24 protein-coding genes are annotated in these 25307 nt (G+C 56.9%); 5 read left to right on the plus strand and 19 right to left on the minus strand.

Going from position 1 to position 25307, the window contains the following annotated elements:
• Nucleotides 1-28: 28 nt before the first annotated feature.
• Together CPH65_RS11875 and tldD are read right to left on the minus strand one after the other, a co-directional pair.
• The gene (locus CPH65_RS11875) at nucleotides 29-913 is read right to left on the minus strand and encodes a proline dehydrogenase family protein (protein WP_157747654.1); all 885 of its coding nucleotides are present in this window, start codon (nucleotides 911-913) and stop codon (nucleotides 29-31) included.
• A gap of 425 nt (nucleotides 914-1338) precedes the next feature.
• The gene (gene tldD, locus CPH65_RS11880) at nucleotides 1339-2754 is read right to left on the minus strand and encodes a metalloprotease TldD (RefSeq protein WP_096176379.1); all 1416 of its coding nucleotides are present in this window, start codon (nucleotides 2752-2754) and stop codon (nucleotides 1339-1341) included.
• 336 nt (nucleotides 2755-3090) lie between these two features.
• On the opposite strand from tldD, the gene CPH65_RS11885 reads away from it, so the two are divergent.
• Both CPH65_RS11885 and mutY read left to right on the plus strand, forming a co-directional pair.
• Nucleotides 3091-3528 (plus strand): hypothetical protein, encoded by a 438-nt coding sequence (locus tag CPH65_RS11885; protein WP_096173660.1) that lies wholly within the window; start codon nucleotides 3091-3093, stop codon nucleotides 3526-3528.
• Nucleotides 3529-3652: 124 nt separating this feature from the next.
• Nucleotides 3653-4759, plus strand: coding sequence for an A/G-specific adenine glycosylase (gene mutY, locus CPH65_RS11890; RefSeq protein ID WP_096176380.1), 1107 nt, complete (start codon nucleotides 3653-3655; stop codon nucleotides 4757-4759).
• Here mutY and CPH65_RS11895 read toward each other — a convergent pair.
• Nucleotides 4744-5352 carry a TetR/AcrR family transcriptional regulator gene (locus tag CPH65_RS11895; RefSeq protein ID WP_096173661.1) on the minus strand — a complete coding sequence of 203 codons (609 nt, stop codon included), beginning with the start codon at nucleotides 5350-5352 and terminating at the stop codon, nucleotides 4744-4746. The genes mutY and CPH65_RS11895 overlap by 16 nt on opposite strands.
• Before the next feature lie 136 nt (nucleotides 5353-5488).
• On the opposite strand from CPH65_RS11895, the gene CPH65_RS11900 reads away from it, so the two are divergent.
• Genes CPH65_RS11900 through CPH65_RS11910 form a run of 3 tightly spaced genes read left to right on the plus strand, consistent with a single transcriptional unit; the run spans nucleotide 5489 to nucleotide 9649 of the window.
• Complete coding sequence (locus CPH65_RS11900) at nucleotides 5489-6934, plus strand: efflux transporter outer membrane subunit (RefSeq protein WP_096173662.1); 1446 nt, start codon at nucleotides 5489-5491, stop codon at nucleotides 6932-6934.
• Between the two features lie 5 nt (nucleotides 6935-6939).
• On the plus strand, nucleotides 6940-8112 hold the full coding sequence (locus CPH65_RS11905; protein WP_096176381.1) for an efflux RND transporter periplasmic adaptor subunit: 1173 nt from the start codon (nucleotides 6940-6942) through the stop codon (nucleotides 8110-8112).
• Between the two features lie 19 nt (nucleotides 8113-8131).
• Complete coding sequence (locus CPH65_RS11910; RefSeq protein WP_096173663.1) at nucleotides 8132-9649, plus strand: DHA2 family efflux MFS transporter permease subunit; 1518 nt, start codon at nucleotides 8132-8134, stop codon at nucleotides 9647-9649.
• Between the two features lie 81 nt (nucleotides 9650-9730).
• Here the strand turns inward: CPH65_RS11910 and fliQ are convergent, their stop codons facing one another.
• From fliQ to CPH65_RS11990, 16 genes are all read right to left on the minus strand, one after another.
• Nucleotides 9731-9997, minus strand: a complete 267-nt coding sequence (gene fliQ, locus CPH65_RS11915) for a flagellar biosynthesis protein FliQ (protein WP_096173664.1) — start codon at nucleotides 9995-9997, stop codon at nucleotides 9731-9733.
• Nucleotides 9994-10398, minus strand: a complete 405-nt coding sequence (gene flgD / locus CPH65_RS11920) for a flagellar hook assembly protein FlgD (protein WP_096173665.1) — start codon at nucleotides 10396-10398, stop codon at nucleotides 9994-9996. The genes fliQ and flgD overlap by 4 nt, the downstream gene beginning before the upstream one ends.
• A 47-nt stretch (nucleotides 10399-10445) precedes the next feature.
• A complete protein-coding gene (gene flbT / locus CPH65_RS11925) occupies nucleotides 10446-10919 on the minus strand; it encodes a flagellar biosynthesis repressor FlbT (protein WP_096173666.1) in 474 nt (157 codons plus the stop codon).
• Nucleotides 10916-11281, minus strand: a complete 366-nt coding sequence (gene flaF, locus CPH65_RS11930; protein WP_096173667.1) for a flagellar biosynthesis regulator FlaF — start codon at nucleotides 11279-11281, stop codon at nucleotides 10916-10918. Before flaF ends, flbT begins: the two co-directional genes overlap by 4 nt.
• Nucleotides 11282-11337: 56 nt before the next feature.
• A complete protein-coding gene (locus CPH65_RS11935; protein ID WP_096173668.1) occupies nucleotides 11338-12381 on the minus strand; it encodes a flagellar hook-associated family protein in 1044 nt (347 codons plus the stop codon).
• Nucleotides 12382-12384: 3 nt separating this feature from the next.
• Nucleotides 12385-13875: a flagellar hook-associated protein FlgK gene (gene flgK, locus CPH65_RS11940; RefSeq protein ID WP_096173669.1), complete on the minus strand. Its 1491-nt coding sequence runs from the start codon at nucleotides 13873-13875 to the stop codon at nucleotides 12385-12387.
• A gap of 73 nt (nucleotides 13876-13948) precedes the next feature.
• Nucleotides 13949-15259: a flagellar hook protein FlgE gene (locus tag CPH65_RS11945; protein ID WP_096173670.1), complete on the minus strand. Its 1311-nt coding sequence runs from the start codon at nucleotides 15257-15259 to the stop codon at nucleotides 13949-13951.
• Nucleotides 15260-15524: 265 nt separating this feature from the next.
• Nucleotides 15525-16052 (minus strand): transglycosylase SLT domain-containing protein, encoded by a 528-nt coding sequence (locus CPH65_RS11950; RefSeq protein WP_197703836.1) that lies wholly within the window; start codon nucleotides 16050-16052, stop codon nucleotides 15525-15527.
• A 13-nt stretch (nucleotides 16053-16065) separates the two neighbouring features.
• Nucleotides 16066-17496, minus strand: coding sequence for a flagellar hook-length control protein FliK (locus CPH65_RS11955; RefSeq protein ID WP_096173672.1), 1431 nt, complete (start codon nucleotides 17494-17496; stop codon nucleotides 16066-16068).
• On the minus strand, nucleotides 17493-18959 hold the full coding sequence (locus CPH65_RS11960) for a chemotaxis protein (protein WP_096173673.1): 1467 nt from the start codon (nucleotides 18957-18959) through the stop codon (nucleotides 17493-17495). The genes CPH65_RS11955 and CPH65_RS11960 overlap by 4 nt, the downstream gene beginning before the upstream one ends.
• A complete protein-coding gene (locus CPH65_RS11965) occupies nucleotides 18956-20410 on the minus strand; it encodes a MotB family protein (RefSeq protein WP_096173674.1) in 1455 nt (484 codons plus the stop codon). Before CPH65_RS11965 ends, CPH65_RS11960 begins: the two co-directional genes overlap by 4 nt.
• Nucleotides 20403-21092 carry a hypothetical protein gene (locus CPH65_RS11970; protein ID WP_096173675.1) on the minus strand — a complete coding sequence of 230 codons (690 nt, stop codon included), beginning with the start codon at nucleotides 21090-21092 and terminating at the stop codon, nucleotides 20403-20405. Before CPH65_RS11970 ends, CPH65_RS11965 begins: the two co-directional genes overlap by 8 nt.
• Nucleotides 21092-22726, minus strand: a complete 1635-nt coding sequence (gene fliF / locus CPH65_RS11975) for a flagellar basal-body MS-ring/collar protein FliF (RefSeq protein ID WP_096173676.1) — start codon at nucleotides 22724-22726, stop codon at nucleotides 21092-21094. The genes CPH65_RS11970 and fliF overlap by 1 nt, the downstream gene beginning before the upstream one ends.
• Before the next feature lie 199 nt (nucleotides 22727-22925).
• Entirely contained in the window at nucleotides 22926-23873 is a 948-nt protein-coding gene (locus CPH65_RS11980; protein ID WP_096173677.1) for a flagellin, read from the minus strand.
• Nucleotides 23874-24142: 269 nt separating this feature from the next.
• Entirely contained in the window at nucleotides 24143-24538 is a 396-nt protein-coding gene (locus CPH65_RS11985; RefSeq protein WP_157747656.1) for a hypothetical protein, read from the minus strand.
• Nucleotides 24539-24553: 15 nt separating this feature from the next.
• A complete protein-coding gene (locus CPH65_RS11990; RefSeq protein WP_096173679.1) occupies nucleotides 24554-25306 on the minus strand; it encodes a flagellar biosynthetic protein FliR in 753 nt (250 codons plus the stop codon).
• Nucleotide 25307 lies beyond the last annotated feature (1 nt).

The raw sequence follows: 25307 nt of genomic DNA on the forward strand, positions 1-25307 counted from the left end.
CCGGCCAGAGCCAAATTTAGCGCCAGTGCTAGAGCAGGCTGCGCATCAGCAACATGAGATTCTTCGGATTTTCGCCGATCCTGCGAATGGCATACGGCCACCAATCTGAACCGAATGGCAGATAAAGCCGGATGGCTTCGCCTCTTCGCGCCAGATCAGCCGCCACATCATCCCGTGCCCCATACAGCATTTCGAATTCGTAGGAGCCTTTCGACCAGCCCATTTCAGCCGCTTTCTCGATGACATAGGCGTGGATTTCGTGATCGTGGGTTCCAAACACCGGGCAAAAATCATTGTCACGGGCTTCCTTGGACAGCATCAGGTCAATGAGGCGGTAGTAGTTGGCCTTGACGGCCCGCTCACCGACGTAGGCGATGTTACCGCCAGCCACAAAAGCCCCCTTGACCAGACGCACTCGACCGCCGCGCGCAATGACCGACACCAGATCATCAGCAGTACGCCTGAGATAGGCCTGCAGGGTCAGGGCGACAGGAAACCCTTCATCAGACAATGCGTTGTGTAGGTCGACCGTCTGCCCAACAACGCTATGATCTTCCATGTCGATCATGATGCAATGAGCCCCCGGGCGGCTGTTGACAGCCTTTTTGAGCGCTTTGCAGAGTGGGCGAAAGGCGGCAGCGCCGCTGTTCCAGTCGATGGAGCAGCCGACCTGCGTCGGATCGACAGAGATGTTGCCCTCAATCGGTGCCTTTTCGATCAGGTTGATCAGGCTCTGCAGTGCGTTAATGTTTTGTTCTACCAGCTTTGGGCTGTCTACATACTCACCCAGATAGAAAAAGGAGCTGCTGATCCCTTGCTCGGCCAGCCGAACGGCACAATCCATCGCTTCGACGGCATTTGCCCCTCCGACATAACGCTTGGCAAGCGCAGTCGTACTCCTGTTATTTTGCATGAATGACTTCATGGCCTGAGATCGCGCAAGAGCGATCATCCCGGCCTGCCAGGTTCTTCTCAATTTGCTATCCCCCAATTGTAGCAAAGATCAGAAACTGTGTCGCAATTTGCATAGCCTTGCAAGCGCTTCCTTCTATCGAGCGCATGACTGAAGACGCCTCAAGACAAGAGATGAGACGTGTTTGCAGTGTCTTGGCGACATTGCCCAGCGACAGGGCATCAAGGCACACGCTCGTCTAGCGACCGCTGGTTCACACGCCTTTGATGTCGATTTGCCTGTGCGCAAGTGTCGCAGCTAGCATGAGACGGAAAGCGGCAGAGGGAAGACGAGCACGAGCGCTGCCGTCAGATCGGCACGGCGAGTGGACTGCGTGCCGCACTGCTGGCGCGAACGCGATTCTGAAGACAGCGCGCCTCGCCTGATCAGGTTCGGGTGCCGCCGACCGTGATGCCGTTAAGACGCAACGTCGGCTGACCGACACCCACCGGCACACCCTGACCCTGCTTGCCGCAGGTGCCAATGCCGGTATCAAGCGCGACATCATTGCCGATCATCGAGATCCGTTTCATCGCTTCGGGGCCATTGCCGATCAGCGTTGCGCCCTTGACCGGCGGACCGATCTTTCCATCTTCGACAAGATAGGCTTCGGTGCAGGAGAAGACGAACTTGCCCGAGGTGATATCGACCTGACCACCACCGAAATTCACCGCATAGAGGCCATTTTTGACCGATTTCAGAATTTCTTTGGGGTCGTGATTGCCCGCTTCCATGAGCGTGTTTGTCATGCGCGGCATGGGCAGGTGCGCATAGGACTGGCGGCGGCCATTGCCGGTCGATGAGGTGCCCATCAGGCGACCATTCTGCCGATCCTGCATGTAGCCCACCAGAACGCCATCCTCAATGAGGGTGGTGCGCTGGGTCGGGGTGCCTTCATCGTCGATCTGCAAGGAACCACGTTTGCCTGAAAGGGTGCCGTCATCAACGACCGTGACGCCTTTTGCCGCCACCTGCTGGCCCATCAACTCAGAAAAGGCCGAACTCTTGCGCCGGTTGAAATCCCCTTCAAGACCGTGGCCCACCGCCTCATGCAGCAGGACGCCAGGCCAGCCGGGCCCGAGCACCACATCGAGTTCGCCTGCCGGTGCGTCGACGGCTTCCAGATTGACGAGGGCCTGACGGATTGCTTCATCGGCAGCATTTTGCCAGCCACCTTCAAGGCCATTGTCCTTGAGATAGAATTCATAGGAATCCCGACCGCCAAAGCCGTGACTGCCTGTCTCTTTGCGCGATCCTTCGCCCACAACAACGGAGATATTGATCCGCACGAGAGGGCGGAAATCTTCAACCAGTTCGCCCGTGGCGCGCAGGATCGCAACCCGTCGCCAGCCGCCTGACAGGGACGCGGTGACTTGCCGCACGCGAGGATCCTTGTCGCGCGTATAGGCATCGATTTCCTCGAGCAGGGCGATCTTTGCACCCAGTGCCATGTCGTCGACCGGATTGATGGCTTCATAGAATTTGTGATTGGCCCGCGGCGGGGGCCCTGCTACGATGCCGCTGTAGCCTTTTGCAACATTGCGCACGCTGTCGGCGGCCCGACGCAGCGCATTCATGTCCATTTCGCCCGAATGGGCATAGCCAGCCAGTTCTCCAGCAATAGCGCGCATGCCAAACCCCTGACCGGTATCGAAGGCAGAGCTTCTCAGGCGACCATTGTCGAAGATGAGGCTCTCCGACTGGGTTTGCTCGAAGAACAGCTCGCCGTCATCCGAGCCCTGAATTGTATCAGCCAGAAGACGCCGCAATTCTTCCTTGTCGAGCCCGTAGCTGTTGAGCATATCGCCGCCTTGTCCCAGCACGAGACTGCTGGCGGGCGCGATGGCTTGTAGGGAGGCTGGCAGGGCGGAGGAAAAGGAATGCATGATGTGTCCGGGTGCTTTGTTGCAATTCTGTGAACTCCAACTAGACATAAGGGTCTTGGCGCTGAATATCCAGAAAAACCTTTAGCCCGATCGACTTCAGATGCAGTAAAATTTCTTTGATCCCCACTGTTGAATGCGCCTATGTTCACGACTTCGTTGCCTTTTTTCAGACATGGTAAAGGAACTTTGAATCGAAAGAATCCATTAACCCTACCCAGATACACTTGGAAACATTCAAAGGAGGTTCTGTGTATGTTTGTGTCGTCCGGGTTTGCTCCAATTTTCCGCATCAGCGAAAAAGATGCCGTTGACATCATGGTCAAACGGTTCGATGTGGACAAAAGCGGCGATCTGAATGTCGATGAAGCACAGAGTGTTCCCATCCTCAGCCGCGCCAACTTCGAGGTTGCAGATACCTTTGGCGATGGAAGACTGACCAAGGATGAATTTGTCAGCTATCTTACGGACATGAAAATGCAGATCGCCAAGGGTACAAGTCAGTCCCCGGCTTCTCTGCTGTTCGGCGGTAGCAGCATCAACGAATCCACCTTCTCGGAAATCATTGAGGACGGCAAGAACCGGCAGTCCAAGATGACCTTCATCAACTATATGAACAAGCTGACCGATGACTACGAAGCAGCCCAGCAGTTGGGCAAGGGCGGCGCAAAAGCCCTCGACAAGTCTGCCTGATCGAGCTTCGTATGTTCCGTTCTCCCTGACCGTTTTGCACAAATTAGCCCTTGCATCCTGATGCGTGGTCGCCGACATCTTGAAGTCCGTGACAATTGGCAACAAGGGATTCGAGACGACCGACATGACGGCCACCCACTTCCCCACTGGATCAGACACAAAATCGAATGGCCCGAATGCGAAGGCGCTGCTTGCATGGTACGACCGCCATCATCGCGAGCTGCCGTGGCGCGTCAGCCCTCGCGATGCTGATGTGGGTGTCATCGCCGATCCCTATCATGTCTGGATGTCCGAAATCATGTTGCAGCAGACAACGGTCGGAGCGGTCAAAAGCTATTTCGAGAAGTTTCTGGCGCTTTGGCCGACGGTAGACGATCTGGCCGCAGCCGATGAGGACGATGTCCTGAGGGCTTGGGCTGGCTTGGGGTATTATTCCCGTGCCCGCAATCTGCACAAATGCGCCTGTGTCGTGGTCGATGACCATGGTGGACGCTTTCCTCAGACCGCTGCAGAGCTCAAGCAATTGCCCGGTATCGGGGATTATACCTCCGCAGCGATTGCCGCTATTGCTTTTGACGAGCAGGTTCCGGTGGTGGATGGCAACATCGAGAGGATCATTTCGCGCCTCTATCGGATCCACGAGCCTTTGCCTGCAGCCAAGAAACCCATACGGGCCCGGATGGCAGACCTGATGCCCAAGGACCGTCCGGGCGATTTTGCCCAGGGCATGATGGATCTGGGCGCGAGCCTTTGCAGCCCCAAAAAGCCCGCCTGTGCGCTTTGTCCCTTCACCGGATTGTGCGAGGCCGAGCGCATGGGCGATATGGAAGCCTTTCCCGTCAAGGCGGCCAAAAAGCAAAAGCCGATCCGGCGTGGTGCGGCTTTTCTCATTGTGCGTGAGGATGGTGCTGTCTGGATGCAAAAACGAGCGCCGCGTGGCCTGCTTGCCTCCATGACCGAAGTGCCAACGACCAACTGGTCAGATAAGCGGGAAGGGGAGGCTTTTGATCCTGCCTCCGCGCTCGACGTTGCCCCGTCCGGTCTCGAGTTTCGCAAGCGCACCGGGCAGGTGACGCACACATTCACCCATTTCCATCTCGAACTGGATGTTTATGAGGCCAAAAGCGAGCATAACAGCCCCACGGACAAGGGCTGGTGGTCTTCGCCTGAGGAGTGGCAGGATGAAGCCTTGCCAACCGTCTTTCGAAAAGTGGTTCAACTGGCCGGCTGAGCACCATAGGCGCCAAGGAAGGCCGCAACTGCATAGTCGACGGCTTCATCAAAGGTCACATGCGGTTCGCAGCCATACCGTAATGGCTCGAGAATGCCGCTTTCCAGGAGCCCTTTTAACTGTAGACTGGCCACGAGCGCAGAAGGGGCCGACAGCGCTCCCTCATCCAATTTGGCCGTCATGAAGTGTTCGACGCGCCGCCAGCCTTTTTGAGAACCGTTCTTGTACAGCTCCGGGCCGAGATCCTCGGAGAATTTCTGCGTCATGGCATTCTGGCCAAGGGACATGACTTCCGGCGTTGTAACGAACGTCAGATAGGCATGCCCGAACTCATGAAGCACGGTTTTAAGATCAGCATCATGTCGCGTCTCGAGGGCATCAAATACCTGGGAGCCATATTCTTCCAGAGCGTCGGTCAACACGGCGGCGAACAATTGTTCCTTGGATTTGAAATAGCCATAAAGCGTCGCCTTCGATCCGCCCAGTGCCGCTGAGATCGCCGACATGCTGGCTTCGTGATAGCCCATCTCTCCAAAGATCTTTGTTGCGACGGCGACAATCTCCTGCCGCTTTTCGTCCGTTTTGACGCGCATTAACCCATCCTTCTATTCGTGAACCTAAGTGTACAGTTTTGGCTTGACGAGCGCAAGCTCAGAAGCTAATAACGCTTCAAAATAGTACCGTACAGTACGGTTAAGTATTTATCCCGAATGTCTGGATGATCTGATCATGTCGCTTTTCAAACAAGAGTTTTCGCGCACCAAGCCGTTGGTCTTGTCCCTCATATGCCTACTGGCTGGCTGCGCTATTCCTCCCAAGGAAGGCGACCTGGCGCACATCAAGCCCGTTACCGCCTACCAAACGGACGGGGCACTCAAATCAGGTCTTGCTGCGTGGCCGTCGGATCACTGGTGGCGGGTCTATGGTGATGCACAACTCTCCGAACTGATGGAAGAGGGCCTTCTTGGTGCAAATGACATGCGAATCGCGGCCGCACGCCTCAAGCTTGCGCGCGCAAAGACCGGCATGACCAAGTCCAGCCTGCTGCCGTTCGTCAATGCACAGGCAACCGCCAAACAGGAACATCAGAGCTACAATTATCTGATGGATGAAGCGTTCGTGCCCAAGGGGTGGAACGATGCCGGGATCGCATCTCTCAACTTCAACTGGGAAATCGACTTCTGGGGTAAGAACCGTTCGGCTCTTGCTGCGGCAAAGGGCGAGCAGCAGGCCGCCGAGGCCGAAGCTGCCGCAGCTCGTCTCGCCATTTCGTCCGGTATCGCGGGCACGTATGCCAAGATAGCCGCTCTTTATGCCAGCCGTGACGCTGCCATCAATGCCTTGCGTGTTCGCAAGTCGACGGTAAAGCTCATCCAGTCGCGCTTCGATCAGGCACTTGAAAACGAAAGCGCACTCGAACGCGTCAAGTCGTCCGAGCAAAGCACCCGCGCTCGCCTTGCCGCAATCGACGAGGAGATCGGTCTCGCACGCAACCAGATGGCGGCTCTGCTTGGCAAGGGGCCGGATCGTGGACAGTCCATCAAGCGACCGAAGGTGCGCGGCGGGCGTTACTCCGGCTTGCCAAAGAACCTGCCGCTCGACCTGATTGGACGGCGTCCGGATGTGGTCGCGGCACGCTTGCGAGCGGAAGCGGCTCTCAGCCGGATCGACGAAGCCAAAGCATCGTTCTACCCGAACGTCAATCTGGTCGCCATGATCGGCAAGCAGTCACTGGGGCTGGATTTGCTGACCCGCACCAATTCCACCCTTGGCTCGGTTGGTCCTGCTGTCTCCCTGCCAATTCTGGACGGAGGGCGCTTGCGTTCCAGCTACCGCATGGCCAGAGCCAGTCACGATCTTTCGGTTGCGACCTATGACCAGACACTGGTTCAGGCGCTCAAGGATGTGGCCGACGCTGTGGTCAGTAAACGCCAGTTGCGCAAACGCCTTTACGCGACGCAGAAGTCCGCCGAAGCCGCCAGAAAAGCCCACGATCTTGTCAAGCAGCGCTACAATGGCGGGCTTGCCACATATCTTGAAGTCCTAGCCGCAGAGGACGCCATGATTGGTGCCCGCAGTGCAACCGCAGCGTTAAGAGCACGCAGTTTTGCCCTCGATGTGCAAATGGTCCGTGCGCTTGGTGGAGGCTTTCGCAAAATGGAGACAAACAAGTGAACAAAATGAGTGACATTGCGATCAAGTCTGACGAAAAAAACGTAACGGCCCTGCCGGGAAAGGCCGATACGGCCTCGCATGAACCTGACAAGAAGGCAAAGCGCGGGCCTTTGTTCCTTGGCCTTATCGCTGCTGTCGCCATCGTTGGCGGCAGCTACTATGCCTATGATGTGCTTTATGCCTCCAAGCATGTGGTCACAGATAACGCCTATGTCGGGGCGGAGATTGCCAACATCACACCGATGATCGCCGCACAGGTGACCGAGGTGAAAGTCGCCGACACCCAGCATGTTTCGAAGGGCGATGTCCTTGTCGTGCTCGACAGCACCGACGCAACCTTGCGCCTGAAGCAGGCGGAAGCCGCCTACCAGCAATCCTTGCGCTCAGTCAGGGCCATTCAGGCGACCAACAAGACCCTTTTGGCCGAAATCGAAGGTGGTAAAGCAGGCAAGCTCCGAGCCGAGGCGCAGCTTGGGACCGCGCAGGCGAACTTCGAAAAGGCCAAGATCGGTCTTGAGCGACGCAAGACCCTCGCAGAAGGCGGCTCCGTATCCGGGGACGAACTAACCGGGGCCGAAACCGGCTTCAAGATTGCCAAGGCAAATCTGCAAGGGGCGCAGGCCTCGCTTACGGCTGCACAGGCCGGATTGGAGGCAGCCGAAGGCGCTCAACAGGCCAACGCAGCGATGATTGAAGGGGCGAGCCTTGAGGAAAATCCGCAAGTCCTTGCCGCTAAGGCCGCACGGGATCAGGCACAGGTCAACCTTGACCGCACAGTGATCCGAGCACCCATCGATGGCGTCATTTCGCGGCGACAGGTCCAGATCGGTGAGCGGGTTCAGCCCGGCATGCGGTTGATGGCAGTCGTGCCATTGCATGAAGTCTATGTTGATGCCAACTACAAGGAAGTCCAGCTGTCAAACGTCAAACCCGGTCAGTCTGTCTCGTTGCATTCCGATCTCTATGGTGATGACGTCACCTTCGACGGAACCGTGGTCGGCTTTTCGGGTGGTACGGGCGCAGCCTTCTCGGCGGTGCCGGCCCAGAACGCCACCGGCAACTGGATCAAGGTTGTCCAGCGCCTTCCGGTCCGCATCAAGCTTGATCCCGAGCAACTGAAATCCCATCCGCTCGAAGTCGGCCTGTCGATGGCAGCCGACATCCACGTCGCGGAATAGAGGCAGGGGATCGTGCACCATGTCATTTGATGATAGCAAAAGCGAGCCCCTCACTGGGGCTCGCCTGTTGATTGCTGCCCTTGCGATCGGTACGGGCAACTTTCTGGTGGTGCTCGACAGCACCATCGCCAACGTCTCCACACCCACGATTGCCGGCTCGCTCGGTGTCTCCATGTCGCAAGGCACATGGGTGATCACGTCCTATGCGGTGGCCGAGGCGATCACCGTCCCGCTCACCGGCTGGCTGTCGATGAAGTTCGGTGCCATGCGCACCTTCATCTTCTGCTTTTTCGGCTTCGCGCTTATCTCGCTTTACTGCGGCATGGCCAACTCGCTCACCACGCTGGTTGCTGGACGCGTTCTTCTGGGGCTAGTCGGCGGACCGATCATGCCCCTGTCGCAGATGCTGCTGGTGCGCATCTTCCCCAAGGAAAAGGCAACCGCAGCCTCGGTCCTGTGGGCCATGACATCGCTGATCGGCCCGATCGCAGGCCCCATTCTGGGCGGTATCATCTGTGACAGCTACGGCTGGGAGTGGATCTTCTTCATCAAGGTGCCCGTAGCGCTCGCAGGCGGCTTCGTGGTCTGGGCGCTGTTGCGCCATCAACCCGATCCGAAAGCCAAGGCTCGCATCGATGTCGTGGGGTTGGGGCTTCTCGTCGTCTGGGTCGGGGCCTTGCAGATATTGCTTGAAGAAGGGCGCAACAAGGACTGGTTCGCCTCGCCGGAGATCTGCATTCTGGCAGCGGTGGCCGTGATTGGCTTTCTGGCGTTTCTCATCTGGGAACTCACCGATGACAATCCCATTGTCGACCTGCGCATTTTCAGGCATCGGGGCTTTACCGCTGCGTCGATCACCTTTGCTGCCGGTTTTGGTGCGTTTTTCGCCTCGGTGGTGATCCTGCCATTGTGGCTGCAGCAGAATATGGGCTACACCGCGACATGGGCCGGATATGCGACAGGCATGATGGGCATTCTCGCCTTCGTCTCCGCACCGATTATCGGCAAGCTCAACGATGTGATCGATTCCCGTATCATTCTGTCAACGGGCATTCTGGGCCTTGGTGCCATGATGGTCTGGCGCATGACCTTCAACGGCGATGTCACCTTTTTGCAGATGGCGTGGCCGACCCTCCTCACTGGCCCCTTCATGGTGATGTTCTTTGTCCCGGTAACCGGCCTTGCTCTGGCTACGGTGGAGCCGCATGAAATGGCCAATGCTGCAGGCCTGTCCAACTTCATGCGAACACTCGCTGGAGCCTTCGCCACGTCGCTGGTGCAAACCGGTTGGCAAAACTCGGCACGGGTCAAGCAGAACGAGCTCGTCAATGCCATGCCCAACACGGATAGCGTCATCTATGACATGATGCAGCAAGGCATGTCGCATGAGGCTGCCGTCGGCAGTCTCACTGGCACCGTCTATCACCAGAGCGTCCTGTTATCGACGTTGGAAATGTTCGGTATCATCGCCGTGGTGTTCATGCTGGCTGCCTTTCTGCCGTGGCTGGCACCGCGGGTCAAAGGCGGGCATCACTAGCCAGCAATTACCAAACGTGCACCCTCGTTCTGCTCAGGAACGGGGGTGTCCTTTTGGTCCCGAAGCATCCTGCCGCATCGGCTAGAAGCCATGTTCGATCTTGTCATAGACCAGATCGGTGAAGCTGGCGATCTTTGCCCCCACGAAGGTGCCGCTGGCGATAAGGGTGAGGAAGATGACGAGGATCTTGGGAATGAAGGTCAACGTCATTTCCTGCACTTGTGTAAGCGCCTGGAACAGGGCGATTGTCACCCCGATGATCATTGCAGCTGCAACGGCCGGGCCCGAGCTGATGATGATCGTCCAGAAGGCCTCCCGGACCAGGTCGAGTGCGTCTACCTCATTCATTGAGAAATGGTGACCCCCGGACCGACAAGAACGTTGGAACCATCTTCAAGTGTCGCAACCACGCCATCGGTATAGATGCCAACGGCATCCACCTTGCCGGAGATTCCATCTGCCGAAGTGATGGTTTTGCCGACAAGCGATGCGGACTGGTTGACATAAAGCTGCGACAGTACGGAATCGAGCTTGTTGTTGGTCTGGATATTCTGCTCCACATTCGAGAATGAGGCCAGCTGCGACATCTGCTCGGCCATATCGGTCGGAGCGGTCGGATCCTGATTTTGCATTTGGGTGACCAGGAGCTGCAGGAACGAGTCATAGTCCATGGTCGTGGCGTCGGCTGTGGTGGTTGCGGCGGCCGTGGCGTGATTGCCACCAACGCCGGAAACGTTTGAAACACTCATCGGTCATGATCCTTCATGATAGGGGAAGAACAACGGGTTGGCGGCGGCTAGAACCCACCGGCCATCGAAACGGGGGCGGGGTCTGCTTCTGGTGCGGCTGCCTCGTCTGAGGAGCTGGACCATTCCAGATCGCTTCCCTTGAGAATGCTTTCTTCGAGCGGATAGAGCTTTCTGATCTGCTTCATGGCGTCATAGGTTTTGCCGGCATTCATCATGTCGACGACCACCTGAAGGCCTGCACACAGGCTGTAATGGTCGACCGACTGGGTCAGGCTGCGGGCAAAATGCATGAAGGTGTCTTGAGCGTTTGTCGCGTTCGAGGGAGACGTCAGGATCATCTGTGCGACGAAATAGAGCTGACGCAGCGGCGTCGTTGTATCGTCCATCTGCATGATCTGGCTCTCGAGGAGGAACTCGGCATTGTTGAGCAACTCCAGTGTCGTCCGCTGCGGAAACCGGATCACGGCGCCATTGATATAAAGACGCTCACCGGGTTTGAAGGTCAGTCGCATGGGTTTCATTGCACAAGTCCGTCCCTGATTGCCGTGTTGATATCAATCAGTCCGGCGACGTCACTCTCGATGTCTTCGGACTGGGCCTGAAAGATCCGCCCGATCTGCTTGATGATGAAGATGCCGATGGAAATGAGATCCGCTCGGAGCTGTTCTGGAAAATCATTGTCGTTGTCGCTCAGATCTTCGAGCAGAAAGCTCCACACCATGAGGGTGTTGTGTAAGGCCTGTCTGGCCTGAGTGGTGGTGTAGCCCTCTTCCTTGGCCATTTTCAGCCCTGAAATCACATTATCCAGAGCTGACCATTCGTTATTGCGGCTCAGTTCGCTCGAAAGATCGGAGCATTCAGCGTAATAGGCGGTATACATCATCGTCCTTGCTACACTTTGGTATCTGTGGCTTTTGCTTCATGCAAAAACCGAGGAATCTAGAGATAGTTGAGCAGGCTCATGCCCTGCATCCGGCCTGTGACCGAATAGGTGACTTCAAGCTGCGTCAAGGCGTTGGACAGCAGCACCGAAACTTCGGTCTTGTCGACATTCTCCAGCGCCAAAATCCTCTCGTTTATCAGGTCGGTTTGCACAGAAAGCTTCTCCGAGGCGCGTGCAACACGGGCCTGAGCGTTGCCAACCTTGCCGACAGCGTTGTTCATGCCTTCGACAGCCTCGCCCAGAATTTCGACGGCTCTTTGTGCCACGACATCGAAGGTCTCTTGCTTCATGTCCGCGCCCTTAAGCTCGGCAACCATGGTGAAGGCCTTAGCCACTTTGCGCATCGGGTCGATATTGGCGCTGACGGATGTTTCGATGGTTTCGGAGGTTGAGATCCGGTTCACGGTTTCGAAATCCGAGGCGGTGGACCAGTTGCTCCAGCCTCCAGGAGTGGCGAACTCCGCTTCAAAATCGGTATCGAGATAGGCCTGCATCTGCGCTGGCGTTAACGCATCAACCGTTGTCGAGTTGGTTGTCAGAAAGCTCGCAAACGAGGAATCGATCGCTGCTTTGCTCGCGGAGCCCGCCGGATTGTAATAATCGGTCAGGGGCGGGTTGCTTACATCGATGCCCGCAAACAGGTGGGAGCCGCTGAACGAGGTGTTGAGGGTGGCGACAAACTGTTCAAGGTTGTTTTTCGATTCCGAAATGGTAACCTCGCGACCGGTTTCGCTACCGATGCTCGCAACAAGCGTGGCCAGCATGTTCTGGGCGCTGTCCCTGAGGTTGATCATCGCGGTCTCGGTCACATCAAGCCGGCTCGTCACCAGCGCATTGGTATCGACGATTGTGTTGAGACGGGCAAATTCGCTGCGCAGGGAAATGGTTTCGCCCGTGCCGATGCCCAGATCCAGACCGACATCATATTTGCGCCCCGAAGAGACTTCCTTTTGCAGTTTGGCCAGAGAAATGCTCTGGTCCATGATCGAGCTGCGTGTATTGTTGGTCAGTGAGGCCGTGGAAATGAAAGCGGTTTTCATGGCTTACCCCGCAAGATCGAGCAATTGCTCGAGCATCTGGTTGATGGTGGTGATGAGTTTGGCAGTGGCTGAGTAGCTGCGTTCAATCTCCAGCATTGCCTGCATTTCATCGTCGATATTGACGCCTGTTATGTTCGACAGGGATTCAGCGGTTCGGGCGACTACGACCGAGGTGCGTTCGTTGACACCGTCAGCCTGTTTGCGTTCCCCCTCCAGCCAGCTCGCGGATGAGGAAGCAAAGCTTGCCAGAGGGTTGCTGGGGTCGACCTTGGCGGTCGGATCAAAGCTCATCGGCTTGTCGAGCTCGGTGATGATCTCCTGAAGACGCGCGACATAGCCCGCTTCTCCGCCTGTGTTGTAGACATAGTCTGCGTCATACGGCTCGGAGATGCCTCCATCTCGTAGCCGATTGATATCGCCACCACTGTCAGGATCGACGGAACTGGCAATGGATATATCGCCAGCCAACCCGGCAATGACGGTTCCACTTGCCGGAACGGCTGGCGCGCCGGAATAGGTGAAGAGGCCAACGCGGTCCGGTTTGGTGCCCGCACCCTGATCGGTTTCCTTGAACGCCGTCACGAGGCCGCGCGCGATTTCGTCAAGCTGGGTCTGATAGGTGACCGCAACATCATCGCGGATATTCATCAGCCCGACGATCTTGCCTTCGGAAACCGGCATCGTTGCGCCCGGCCCGGCGATCCGTACACCATCCACCAGCAACGCGTTGCCGCTCGCTCCAGCCACAAAGGTCGTTTTCTGCTCGAACTTCACCTCGCGCGGCGTTGTTTCGAACAGCATCACACCGCTGTCGGTGGTGATGATCATGTCATTGCTGCCGCGGGTCTCCGCACGCACACCCATGAATTCGGACAGCTCCAGAACAATCTGGTCCCGCTGGTCCAGTGCAGAGGTGATATCGTTGCCCGAATTTGTGCCGCGAACAACCTCGTTGTTGACGGCCTCGAAGTCGCTGAGCAATGTGTTGATGGTGGTCACGGAGTCCGCGAGCAGGGAATCGGCCCGTTCGCGTTCGGCCTGAACCGCCCGTGTTGCGGTGTTTAGCGTGTTGGCAAGATCTTCGGCGCTGGTCAGTACCGCACCGGCCAGAACCGTGTTTTGCGGTTCGGCGCTATATTGCTGCAGGGCGTTGACGAAGTTGCCAAGAGCGGCACTCGGTGAACGCCCTTCGATCGGATCTCCAATGGTTTGTGACAGACGCTGAATACCATCGAGATAGGCTTCGCCTGTCATCGCAGATGAGGTCGCCGCTATCAGATTGGACAAGAGGGCCTGATCCGTTGCCCGAGATATGGAATCCACGGTGATGCCACCGCTTGTTCCGTTTTGCGAGCGCAGGGACGAGACCAGAGCCGATTTGCGGCTATAGCCATCGGTCGTTGCGTTGGTGATGTTCTGTGCCAGGACGGACGTCTCTCTCTGACGGGTGGTCAGAGCGGACTGGGCAACCTGAAGTGCGACTGAAAGACTCATTGGATGAACCTGTTACTTGATCCTTCGGGCTGCACCGACATCACGGCAATGACCGTGCAGCCCTCTAGGAGTCCTATCTTGAGAGGTTGACGACCTCGGTCAGAAGATCCGACCCGGTCTGGAAAACCTTGGAGTTGGCGGAGAAGGCCCGCTGGGCCACGACAAGGTTGGTCAACTCGGTTGCCAGATCCACGTTGGATCCCTCGATTGCCATGGACCGCATCGTCCCAAGCCCACTTTCACCGGCGAAGCCGACCATCACGTCACCACTGTCGCTGGTGGTCCGGAACACCTCGCCGCCCATTGGCTTGAGATTGTCCGGGCTGGCCACATTGGCCAGCGGGATTTTGTAACGGGCCTCGCGGTTGCCGTTTTCATAGATCGCATAGAGGGTGCCATCGCTGCTGATTTCGACCGTCTCCACCTGCTGGGGCGGGTTGCCGTTCATTTTCGGATCAACGGTGATGAAGTCGGACGCCAACTGGGTCATGCCGGTGAACGACAGGTCCACAGCCGCGGTGCCGTCGGGAATGTTGAAGGCGACAGCGTCCGGACCGGTCAGTTCGCCGGTGGTGTTGTCAAAGGTTAGCGTGGTGGTGCCAAGCGGGTTGGTGTAGGGCGTGCCAAGCGGCGTGGTGCCAGCCATGGCATAGGGGAAGCCGCCATCAGTGGAATCAGCCTTGTTGAAGACGCTGACTTCCCAGGTCGAGTTGCCCGTAGTATCGGTTAGCTTGGTGAAGTAGATGTCCACTGTGACCTCATTGCCGAGGTTGTCATAGGTGACCATCGAGGTTTTCGCGTCGAACTCGGCCCCCGGAAGACCCGACGAGGGCAATGGTGGGATCGGCGTTTTGTCAGCGTTCGCCACGGCACCGGCTGGCAGGTTGCCTTTCATGGAGCCTTCTGTCGTGGGATCGGTGGCCAGACGCATGTCGGTGATGTTCACCGTCTCCATGCCTGTCATCTGGTTTGCCACCACGGTGGGGACCCCATTTTCCAGATCATAGCCCTGAAGATAGTAGCCCGCTGTGTTGACCAGATCGCCGTTCTCATCGGGAACGAACCGTCCGGCACGGGTGAGGGATGGTGTGCCATCGGCATCATTGACGATGAAGAAGCCATTGCCTTCGATCGCCAGGTCGGTCACCGATGTTGTGAAGTCGAGGTTGCCGGCGGTTGAAATCGCGTAGCGAGACCGCGCCTCGATGGCTCCTGAGTTATAGGAGCCTTCGCCGGAAGACATGGTGATTGAACGGAATTCGGTTTCAACGCGTTTGTATCCAACGGTTGCCGAGTTGACGATGTTATCAGAGACGGCGCCGAGCTTGCTGGACTGGGCTGACATGCCTGAAACACTTGAACGCATTACGCCGTATAGGCTCATGTTTGCTCTCCTGTCTGTTCCGCGCGCCGCTCCGATTTCCAATGGAACACCAGCGCGCTACCAAGCCCGATGCGGACTCATGAGGTGACTGTATTGGACAAGATAGTTTGGGAGCCTTGCGCGAAACTGATCAGGCGAAGGGTTTAAATTACTGAATTAATTAAATTTTTAAGAGAATAGCGAAAAGAAAAGCCCGGTATGTCGGGCTGGTTTTCGAGGCCGCGGAGGGGTGTTCCCCAGCTCGGTCTTACGCCGGGTTGGCTGGTTACTTGCAGAATTTGCGCGTCGTTGGCGTCCAGTTTCCAAAGCCGCTGGCAACCAGATTGCGGATCACTGCACAGACATATCGCTTCTGGGCCGGGTTGTTGTTGGGACCGGCATGGTAGCGGGCAACCGCCATTGTCCAGCTTCCCTGACGCTTTCGCAGCCGTTTGAGAAAGCGGGCGGCATAAAACACATTCGCGCGGGGATCGATCATGTGATCAAGCGAAGAAAACTCGCTGCGATGATAATGGTGATTGATCTGCATGCAGCCGATGTCGATCAGCTTCTTGCCATGCTTGCGGGCGGTCTTCACCGTCTGAAGCGCTTCCTGCTTGGAGGTGGCAAACACCGACTTGCCCTCGATATTCAGGGCAAAGGGATGAAGCTTCTTGCCGCGTCCCGTCTCGGCCAGGCCGACAGCATAAAGGATGCCGAGAGGCACACCCTCGGCAGCTGCGGCGGCGCGCATTTCCTTCTCGCAAACGGGGTCAAAAGTAGCCTGACCCGCGTTTGCGCCATGATGGCTCATGGCAAGGAGGAAGCTAAAGAGTAATGCCTTTGGCGTGCCGTGTCGTATCCTGATCATTGTGAGCCTCATCGGATGCAGAGTGCGACGCATCGACTGCCGCGCCGGAATACGGGTCTTCATGGCCGGACGGCTGCTGCTGATCGCCGCTGTCCTGCTGGGCATTGCCGCCCTCACCAGCAAAGGCGCCTGACTGGCCTTGCTGTCCCTGCTGGTTGGGCTGGTTCTGAGCGTTGTTGTTGGGTGAGGGGGGCGTGATTTGAGCGCCGCTCTTGTCGTCTATGGCGACGATCGAAATGTGATCCGCCCGATATCCCGCCCGATTCAAAAGCATGTCGAGCATCTGCTTGTTGCCTTCGAGGACTTTAGCCGTCGAGGCGTTTGTTACTTCCACACGCACGTCCACCGAGGTTTCATTGAGCCGGATCGACAGCCGCACCTTGCCCAGATCCGCAGGATGAAGCTGGATATCGAGCACCCGCAGGGCATCACCGCCACTCGCCATGCGGAAACCGCCGGAGGCAGATTGCTGAGCTGCATTCGAAGACGAGGCAGAAGCCTCCCCCTTGGCGAGTGTCGACGGAGACAGATCATTGGCAATGGCCGTGCTGATCTGTTGGAAGATCGCGTTCGTGGTCGCCATATTGGAGGCATCAACCGACGCTGTCGGTGCGAAGTGGGTTTCCTGCCGCATCACCGTAAAGCCGTCTCTCAGGGCCTTTTGCGACGGTGACAGCACGGCTTCCTTCACGACGGGCACGATCTTGTCGAAGGCGGAAACGGATTTTGTCTCAACGGAATAAGCATCGAAAAGCCCGGGTTTGGCATTGACCGTCTCCCCATTGGCCACGGTTCCGGGCATCTGGGAGGCGTTGGACTTCTGGTCAAACAGCAAGGCCATGGTTGCTTTGGATGCAGACTGGTCGCTGCCCGCTGCCTGAGCTCCGGTCTTGCCGCTTAGCTGGTTGGCGGACATCACGTTCGAAAGCGCATCCTCTGCTGCGGCTCCCGCTTTGCCTTGTGCGCCCTGTTGGGCGTCGGCTGCTGCCTTGGCATCAGCGGATGAAAGCCCCTCGAAGAGTTTCGCAAGAAGACTGTCTGAGGAGACGCCGGCCCCATTCTGGCCGGTCGCGTCTGAGCCGTCGTTCATCGCATCCGGCGAGCTTGTTTGATCCTTCCCGCCAGCCTCTTTCTGTCCCTTGCCTTTGAGCGCGCGAAGCAAGGCGTCGAAATCCGGCCCGTCCTTTTTGGCGTCCGCCTTGTCGCTGTCCTTTGAAGCCTTGTCCGATGAGCCGCTGGCCTGTTCGGTAAAGTCACCGTCATCAGGATCTTCCACCATGCCATTCTGTCTGGAGTTCTGGCCGGAAAACTGTCCCTTGCCTCCGCCGGCAGTGACGCGGGACCCATTGTTCATGCCAAGGGATGCGGAAATGCTTTGCTGGGTCATCGGGAGGCCTGCTTCATTGGTTTGTCTGCGTAGCTGAGAATATCATCAGCCTGCTCAAGCTGCTTGCGGGCGTCGGTCATTGTGTCCAACTCCCAGTCCTTGTTTTCCGGAACGGGATCAACATCCTTGTCCGCAAATTCCGACAAGGCTTCCTTGGCTTCCGGCCAGTGACGGATGCCATTGAGGATTTCCGTGACGCGCTCCGCCAGAAGCATGTCGCGCGGGTCAAGATCCTTGCGCCGCACGGCCCACAGATGCTCAAGGGCCTGGTCGAGTGTCTCGGCCTTGAGCATCGAACCGGCGATATAGAGCTCGGCGCGAGACCGATCTGCCGTATTTTTCATGGTGAGCGGCAGGGCCTTGGTCGCGGCCTGGAGCGCCAGATGCAGATTGCCCTCCACAAGACCGGCATGGGCCAGCAGAAGATAAAATTGCCGCTGGCTATCGAGATCGAATTCCGAGATGACGATATCGAGATCGGCAAAGGTCTGTTCATTCTCACTGGTCCCGAAGCGACGCATGGAAAAGCCGAAGCGGCGACGGAAATCCGAATTGTAGATCGAGTTGTGATAGTGACGGATATATTGAATGGCGTAGGTCTGGAACAGCTCGGGATCTTTCATGGCCGCAGCAATGGAGACACCACGCCGCAAGGCCGCTTCCTCGATGAGCGAGCCGGGCATCAGCAAGCGTGCCTTGTCGACCGCCTCAAGCGCGCTATTCAGATCGTGAGGCAGAAACAGAACCGCCTGCACCAGCGCGATCTGCCCACCCAGGCTCGGTTCCATCTGTAGCGGATCAAGCGCCGAAAAGCCCCTGTAGGCGTCCGACTTCTGCCCCTTGATATAAGCAAGGGACGCCGAAATCAGGCTCGTGTCGACGTGGTTCGGCAAGTCCATCTCCAGCAGCCGCGTGCCGATCGCGGGATGGCCACCGGACAGCATGAACAGGGTGACCGCTCGGATGTTGCGCTGGTCTTCCCACACCACCGGATCAATCTTAGCAAACTGATCGTTCATCCGGGCCAGAAGCGACCGTTGCGCTCTGAGCGCATGGGTAGAGCCCTTGGCGGTTTGTGCTTGAAGATCCTGCAACAGGCGCACCATCATATAGGGCTGATCATCGCGGGCGACACGTCCGCTATCCGGCTTGTCGTATGTCTGATCCACCGCTAGATCCACTGGGGTCTCCACACCCTGATCTGCCACCTGATCCACTGCTTGGGCGACATTAGATTCAGGAGATTCAGACGCACCGCTTGTGCTCTTCTGTGATGTGGTAAAGGGCGGCGGTGTTCCGATGACACGCACGGGGCGAGTATTCTCTGTTATGGGCGTTTTGGCTTCATCGGAAGAGGGTTCGGCAGAGAATGCCGCTCCAACGCTCAAAGCCGTGGCGGAAATCAAGAGCGCAGCACCAAGACGCATGGCTTGGGACCAACGGGTGGGGCCAAGGGACGTCATTCGGTTGCTCCTGCGGTTGGCTGTACCAGTATTTCGATACGGCGGTTGTCATCGGCTTCCGGTTTATCGGGATGCTTGAGCTGCTGATCTGCGTAGCCTTCCACGCGCAACAGCCGTTTTTCATCAAAGCCTCCGCGGACCAACATGAACCGCGCCATATGGGCCCGAGCGGTCGACAGGCGCCAGTTGTCGTAATCCTTGGCGCGGAAGGGCCGGCCGTCGGTATGGCCGCGAATGATGATCTTGCCTTTGATGCCGGACAGGCTGTGTGCGATCTTTTCCAAAAGGGCGATGGACCGGGCTGAGGGTTCGCTTGAGCCGACCGCGAACATCCCCCAGGACGGGCTGTCGGTGACATCGATCAGGAGGCCATCCCCCTTGTCACGAACCGAGAGCTCTTTGCCGATGTCCAGTTTCGGTGCCTTGTTGAGTTCGGATTTGAGCGCCGCACGATAGTCTTCAAGAAGGGCTGAAGGAGATGTCTCGGTCTTCTCTGCTCCCTTGGTCTGTTCCTGTGCCAGCGCTGCTTTCTTGGCTTCCGGTCCTCCGGTCATGGCCACCGTCGAGCCGGTCTTCGAGGCAATAGCTGAAAGGCTGGACCCATCACCCTTGCTGTCTTTCTGTTTGGCCTGATCCGCTTTTACGGAGAGAGCGGGTGTGGGCTCCACCCCCTCAGTCAGAGATGCCATCCGCGTGCCTGAAGCGGGACCCATGGAAATGTCGGAGACGGGATCGGGACCGGTGATCAGACCATCGAGTTCGTTGGCTTCTCCGAGTTGGGGATCCATCCTTGGCTGCTGCGGCTGCTGCATATCAGCAACGAGCGCACCATCGGTCGGCTGGTTTGGCTCCAGTCGCCAATAGAGAGGGTCAAACGGATCGCGCAGGGCTTCACCGCCCTTGGTCCCGATGCGCGATTCTGTTCCCGCGCTTTCATCACTTTGCTGTGCGTCGAATTGCCCGGAGGCTTCTGCCGACATCATGATGCGGTTTAGGACGCCATATGGATCGGAAAAAATCTCTGCCTCGGTGTAGGTTGGTATGGCTTCGGCCGTGATGGCGCCTTCCTCAAAGGTGCGATTGCCGGCTTCCCCGAATTTGCGCACGTCGGAGGAAATATTCTCCGTCACATGAGCCGAGCCCTTCTTCACCGCCTGTGATGCAGCATCCGCCTCCGCGCTTCCCGCCTTGGGTTCCGGATCGGCAATGCCTTTTTGATATTGGGACATTTCCGCCAGTTTGACCGGATTGAAATATTGGGCAATCTCGCGCTTGGCGGCATCATCGGTGGTGGAAATCAGCCACATGACAAGGAAAAACGCCATCATCGCTGTCATGAAGTCGGCATGCGCAATCTTCCAGACACCGGTTTTTGCATTATCGAGATCCATGTCAGGACGGCGGCGCACGATGATAAGCTCGTGTTCGCCTTGTTTGGTAATCTCATTCATCCTGAACGGCCTCTCTGAGTTGCGCCACAAAAGGCTTCAATCGGGTCTCAAAAACTGTCTTGTCGATTGTCAGTGACAGTTCGTCCTGTTGGGTGTGCGTGCTGTCGTCTGCCTCGCCTTCGGCGCTTTCTTGCGCGCACGCCTTCAGGTAGCTCTGGCAAATGGTGAGTTGTTCAAGCAGCTGCCTCGGGCCTTTCAGGATCGGTGTTCCTTCAACCGCCTCTTTCATTGCCACCTTCGCCACTTCGGCGAAACGTTGTGTCATCAAGGCTGATGCCTGCTCTTCGAGAAACGGCTCAAGAAGCTCTGCAAGTGTGTCCGCCAACCGATTTGATATGTCTTGAAACTGCCGATCGATCTGGCCGGAAAGCGAGATATGCAGAAGATTGGCGAGATCTTCCTTTTCACGGCTGAACTGGGCACGCAGCTCTCCCAGATCCTTGATTTTCTGTTCCTGCCACAGCGTTTCCGCTTCGAGCAGACCGCGGGACCAGGCCTCCGTCTTGAGGCTCTGTTCATCCTGCGGTTCCGGAGGCAAGGCCACCTGCACGGACTTTTTCAGCAGCACCTCGAGCCCGCCGAAAACAGCCTGATCCGGTGCCATCGGCGTGCCCTGCCTTGCTGGCGAGGGCTGTTCGGAGATGCTCACGTTGGGCAGGAGATCTTTGATCGCGCGTGCCATTATGCGCTCTCCGTTTGGTAGAACCATTGTTTGAGAATGGCGGCGGACTGCTCTTCATGCAGATCGACAACCTGCTCAAGCTTGCGAACTGGCGATGCTTCAAGCTTGCGCGAGAGGTCTTCAAGGAGCGGCCCGTGGATGGAGCTTTCCACTCCGCCCATTTCCAGCTCTGTCTCAAAGGTGTCCTCGGTGTCCGGCGCTTCATTGTCGTTGGCAATGAACTTGGGCATCAGCGAATTGATCGCCGGGCGCAGGCCGAACCAGATGAGGAGACCGGACACCACGAGAATGCTGACTGCGTTGGCAATGTTGCCGGACTGTCGAAGCAGAACCTGTGTGATGGACAGGGGCTCAAGCGGAGCCAGATCACCGGTGCCGACTTCGAAGTTGACCATGGACACCTTGATCTGGTCGCCCCGAGCCTCATCGAAGCCAGCGGAAGACGTCGCCAATGCGCGGATTTCATCCATGTGGGTTTTAAGTGCTTGATTGATCGTCTCTTCGCTAGCTTTCTCGCCAAGTCCGTCGATCAGATGCTGGCGGTTGACCAGAACGGCGATTGACAGGCGTTCGATGTCATAGCCTTCGCGCGTTTGTTCGACCTTCTTGGATGAAATTTCATAGTTGACGGTTTCCTCGCGGCGTTCATTCTCTTCGATCGACTGATCTTCACCACCGGCATTTACATCCGTATCAGGCAGGTTCTGTTCGACCGTGGTTGGACGTTGTGAGGTCGCATTCTGCGCACTTTCGCTGGCGCGAACGGTCTGCACCGAACGCTCGATCCTGCTGTTGGGATCAAAGATTGTTTCTGCAATCCTCTGTTTATCCGTGTTCAGCGCCGTGTTGACCGAAACCTGGAAGTTGGAAAGACCGAGATAGGGGGTCAGGGTTTTGCGGATGTTTTCCTGAATGCGGGACGAAATACGCGAGGCAAGGCCTTCCATCTCACCGGCGGAGCTGTTTTCTTCGCCAGACCCGGAGGCCAGCAGTGTGCCGGTGGAGTCAAGGACCGTTACCTTGCTGGGCACCATGCCCGGAACGGCAGCAGCAACGAGATGGCGAATGGCCTGCGCCGTCTTGGAATCCCCCGAGCCGAGCGTCTTGATAACAACGGATGCCGAGGGCGGCTGGTCCTTGGAGCGGAAGGATCCCTTTTCGGGAAACACGATATGGACCCTTGCAGCCTGAACGTCTTTCATCGACTGGATCGTTCGGCCCAATTCCCCTTCGATCGCCCTGACGCGGGTTATTTCCTGCATGAAGGAGGTCAGGCCCAGCGAGCCGAGATCATCAAACAATTCATAGCCGGCGCTCTTGCCTCTGGGCAATCCACGCTCGGCTAGCAGCATACGCGCCCGCGTTGTTGATGAATAATTGACGAGGACTGCGGAGCTCTCGGTGTTCACATCAAACTGGATCCCGGCATCCTGCAGAGCAGAGCCGATCCGGGTGATGTCATCCCGATCGAGACCGGAATAAAGGGTGGTCATCTGCGGTCGGGACAGGAGATAAGCTCCACCGCCAACAAGCACCAGCGTCAAAACGCCGATAATGCCCAGCGCCATGAGGCGTTTGGGGCCCAGATCTTTTAGATTGGACCAGATTTTCTCGGCTTGTTCACTTCCTGGCATCGAACGGGAACCTCTTACAAGACTGATTACTTCTGATATCCAATATGAGCGGGCAAACTTGCGCGAAGCCTGCCAAGGCGGATCATCAGAGCCAAAGAACGGGAAAACTCAGTTCCAAAAAAGGAAAAGACACGCCCTCGGGAGGGCGTGCCTTTGTTGACTGTCGCAGTTGACTTCCAGAGCCTCACTCTGCCTGATCTTAACGGAACAGGGACAGAATGTTGTCGGAGCTGGAGTTTGCAATCGAAAGAGCCTGGATACCCAGCTGCTGCTGAACCTGCAGAGCTTTAAGGCGGGTGGACTCTTCGTTCATGTCAGCGTCAACCAGCTGGCCGATACCGCGGTCAAGAGCATCCGTCAGTGCACCAACGAAGTCTTTCTGCAGGTCAACACGGGTTTTGACGGAACCCAGGGTCGTTGCAGCATCAGTGATTTTACCCAACTGTGTGTCAACGGCCTGAATTACCAGTTCAAGGTCGGCGAGGTCGTTAGCATCATCAGTTACAGCACTGATATCGATGTTTACAACATTCGAGGTCGTACCCATGTTGGAGCCACCCCACGAGAAACCGAGATCTGCGTCAAGAATACCAGTCTCGGAACCGCCCGCGTTGGAAGCGTTAGTGTCAAACAACTGAACACCGGTGATGTCAACATCAATAGTCTGAATGCTGATGGATCCGCCGGCGCGGCTGAACGAACTAACGATCTCTTTTTTGTTAACGGTCGCTACGTCGGAAGACAGCCAGTTTTCAGAGTTGAACACGGCCGAGTCGGACGTACTACGGAGCTGGTTCTGCAGCTCGTTGATGTCGGACTGGATTTTGCCGCGGTCAACACCTGGCTGCTTGGCAGCAACCAGTTTTGCCTTGATTTCATCAACGACTTTAACAGTGGCATTCAGTGCGGTGTACATGGTGTCAACCGTTGCGGCACCGAGACCAAGGGCATCCTGTACGGCGGACAAAGCGTTGTTGTCCGAACGCATGGTGGTTGCAATGGACCAGTAGGCAGCGTTGTCCTGAGCGGACGATACGCGCTGGCCAGTAGAAATGCGGTTCTGAACTTCCGACATGGATTTGTTGGTTGCGTTCAGGGTCTGCAAAGCGGTCATTGCAGATGCATTGGTCAGAATACTGTTAGACATGATGATGTCCCTTTCAATGTGTGATTGTGACAAATAATGGGGACATTCCGGATTTTCACCGGCACGAGAGGAGCGGCGTCATGCCTTTGAACCTTGGTTTGGGTTGTGGTCCAACCTCTCGCAAGATTGACACTACGCACACAAGCTTGCCTGAACCTGACCTGATCGGCGGTTGAAGACATCTTTTTCTGTTGAAAAGAAAAAGGCCATTTCCTGGTGGGAAATGGCCTTTTTATCAAGGGCTTATGAGCTGATTGAGGAGCTTCGGTTTACAGCCCTTCGCTCTGATAAGCGGTTTGTTCGATGATTTCCTGATGGTTCTTTTTTTCCGCTTCGCTGCGTTCTTCCTGTTCAAGAACCGACGCCATGCGTTTGACGGCCTCCATGAAGACGGCCTGCTTGCGTGTTTCCGATTTGAGCGTCTCCAGGGCATCCTGCATGTCGTTCTTGCGCTGGTTGACCTGTCGGATCTGGTTGACATGGGAGTTCATCAGCGCATTGACGAGCAGCGGGTCGCCATCAGACATGAGGGACAGCAGCTCCATCTCCTTCTGGCGCAGATAGTCCAGTTCCTTGGAGGCCTTATCCACGGCGCGTTGCGCGTTGCGTTGCATTTGTTCCTGCGCCTTGAGCAGGACGCGCATTCGGTTGAGTCGTTGAGACATGGATCGTTTCTCCGGTTAGCGGCTCAGCACTTGAGACAGGTGATCAACAAAAATGCCCATCATTTCGCCGATGACGAACATCATCAGGAAAAGGCCGCCTGCGATGACAAACGGCATGGCAATGAAATAAACGGGGATCTGCGGCGTCAGCTTGTTGGTCAATCCCAGCGCCAGATTGACAACCACCGCATAGATGACGAACGGACTGGCGATACGCAGTGCCAGAAGAAAGGCTTCCCGAAGCGCATCCGTTGCCTGAATGAGCGTGTCCTGCGCATCGATGATCATCGCTGGCGGCACGGCCGAATAGGAGGAAACCAGACCATCGATGATCTGCCAGTGCAGCCCTGAAATGAAAATCAGGGTGATGGCAGTCAGCGTCATGAGGTTGACGAGAGCCGGGACGGGTTCGCTGTCTTCGATGGGAGCACCGGCCATGCCGGAAAGGTTCATGGACATGGCGGCAAAACTGCCCATCGTCTGCAGGGCGGCAATGAAGACGCGACCAATAAACCCGATGGTTGCCCCGATGAGAATCTCTGCTGCGATGAGAAACATCAGATGGGCACTGGTGACCTGTGTCACGGTCGGTAACACCTTTGCAACAAGCAGGGGAGACAGGGCCAACGACAAGGACAAGGCAATGAACAGGCGAATGCTCGGGGAAACCCGAGCACTGCTGAAGCCTGGAACGATCATCAGGCAGGCACCGATGCGGCAAAAGATCAGAAAGACCGCAACGAGCGTATTTGGCTGAAGCCAGAACATG

This window comes from Cohaesibacter sp. ES.047 (assembly GCF_900215505.1).
Lineage (GTDB): Bacteria > Pseudomonadota > Alphaproteobacteria > Rhizobiales > Cohaesibacteraceae > Cohaesibacter.

Excerpts from the sequence above, each read along its gene's own strand:
- CPH65_RS11875 (WP_157747654.1), bottom strand. The coding sequence starts at position 913 with ATGCAAAATAACAGGAGTACGACTGCGCTTGCCAAGCGTTATGTCGGA.
- tldD (WP_096176379.1), bottom strand. The coding sequence starts at position 2,754 with ATGCTCAACAGCTACGGGCTCGACAAGGAAGAATTGCGGCGTCTTCTG.
- CPH65_RS11885 (WP_096173660.1), top strand. The coding sequence starts at position 3,091 with ATGTTTGTGTCGTCCGGGTTTGCTCCAATTTTCCGCATCAGCGAAAAA.
- mutY (WP_096176380.1), top strand. The coding sequence starts at position 3,653 with ATGACGGCCACCCACTTCCCCACTGGATCAGACACAAAATCGAATGGC.
- CPH65_RS11895 (WP_096173661.1), bottom strand. The coding sequence starts at position 5,352 with ATGCGCGTCAAAACGGACGAAAAGCGGCAGGAGATTGTCGCCGTCGCA.
- CPH65_RS11900 (WP_096173662.1), top strand. The coding sequence starts at position 5,489 with ATGTCGCTTTTCAAACAAGAGTTTTCGCGCACCAAGCCGTTGGTCTTG.
- CPH65_RS11905 (WP_096176381.1), top strand. The coding sequence starts at position 6,940 with ATGAGTGACATTGCGATCAAGTCTGACGAAAAAAACGTAACGGCCCTG.
- CPH65_RS11910 (WP_096173663.1), top strand. The coding sequence starts at position 8,132 with ATGTCATTTGATGATAGCAAAAGCGAGCCCCTCACTGGGGCTCGCCTG.
- fliQ (WP_096173664.1), bottom strand. The coding sequence starts at position 9,997 with ATGAATGAGGTAGACGCACTCGACCTGGTCCGGGAGGCCTTCTGGACG.
- flgD (WP_096173665.1), bottom strand. The coding sequence starts at position 10,398 with ATGAGTGTTTCAAACGTTTCCGGCGTTGGTGGCAATCACGCCACGGCC.
- flbT (WP_096173666.1), bottom strand. The coding sequence starts at position 10,919 with ATGAAACCCATGCGACTGACCTTCAAACCCGGTGAGCGTCTTTATATC.
- flaF (WP_096173667.1), bottom strand. The coding sequence starts at position 11,281 with ATGATGTATACCGCCTATTACGCTGAATGCTCCGATCTTTCGAGCGAA.
- CPH65_RS11935 (WP_096173668.1), bottom strand. The coding sequence starts at position 12,381 with ATGAAAACCGCTTTCATTTCCACGGCCTCACTGACCAACAATACACGC.
- flgK (WP_096173669.1), bottom strand. The coding sequence starts at position 13,875 with ATGAGTCTTTCAGTCGCACTTCAGGTTGCCCAGTCCGCTCTGACCACC.
- CPH65_RS11945 (WP_096173670.1), bottom strand. The coding sequence starts at position 15,259 with ATGAGCCTATACGGCGTAATGCGTTCAAGTGTTTCAGGCATGTCAGCC.
- CPH65_RS11950 (WP_197703836.1), bottom strand. The coding sequence starts at position 16,052 with ATGAGCCATCATGGCGCAAACGCGGGTCAGGCTACTTTTGACCCCGTT.
- CPH65_RS11955 (WP_096173672.1), bottom strand. The coding sequence starts at position 17,496 with ATGACCCAGCAAAGCATTTCCGCATCCCTTGGCATGAACAATGGGTCC.
- CPH65_RS11960 (WP_096173673.1), bottom strand. The coding sequence starts at position 18,959 with ATGACGTCCCTTGGCCCCACCCGTTGGTCCCAAGCCATGCGTCTTGGT.
- CPH65_RS11965 (WP_096173674.1), bottom strand. The coding sequence starts at position 20,410 with ATGAATGAGATTACCAAACAAGGCGAACACGAGCTTATCATCGTGCGC.
- CPH65_RS11970 (WP_096173675.1), bottom strand. The coding sequence starts at position 21,092 with ATGGCACGCGCGATCAAAGATCTCCTGCCCAACGTGAGCATCTCCGAA.
- fliF (WP_096173676.1), bottom strand. The coding sequence starts at position 22,726 with ATGCCAGGAAGTGAACAAGCCGAGAAAATCTGGTCCAATCTAAAAGAT.
- CPH65_RS11980 (WP_096173677.1), bottom strand. The coding sequence starts at position 23,873 with ATGTCTAACAGTATTCTGACCAATGCATCTGCAATGACCGCTTTGCAG.
- CPH65_RS11985 (WP_157747656.1), bottom strand. The coding sequence starts at position 24,538 with ATGTCTCAACGACTCAACCGAATGCGCGTCCTGCTCAAGGCGCAGGAA.
- CPH65_RS11990 (WP_096173679.1), bottom strand. The coding sequence starts at position 25,306 with ATGTTCTGGCTTCAGCCAAATACGCTCGTTGCGGTCTTTCTGATCTTT.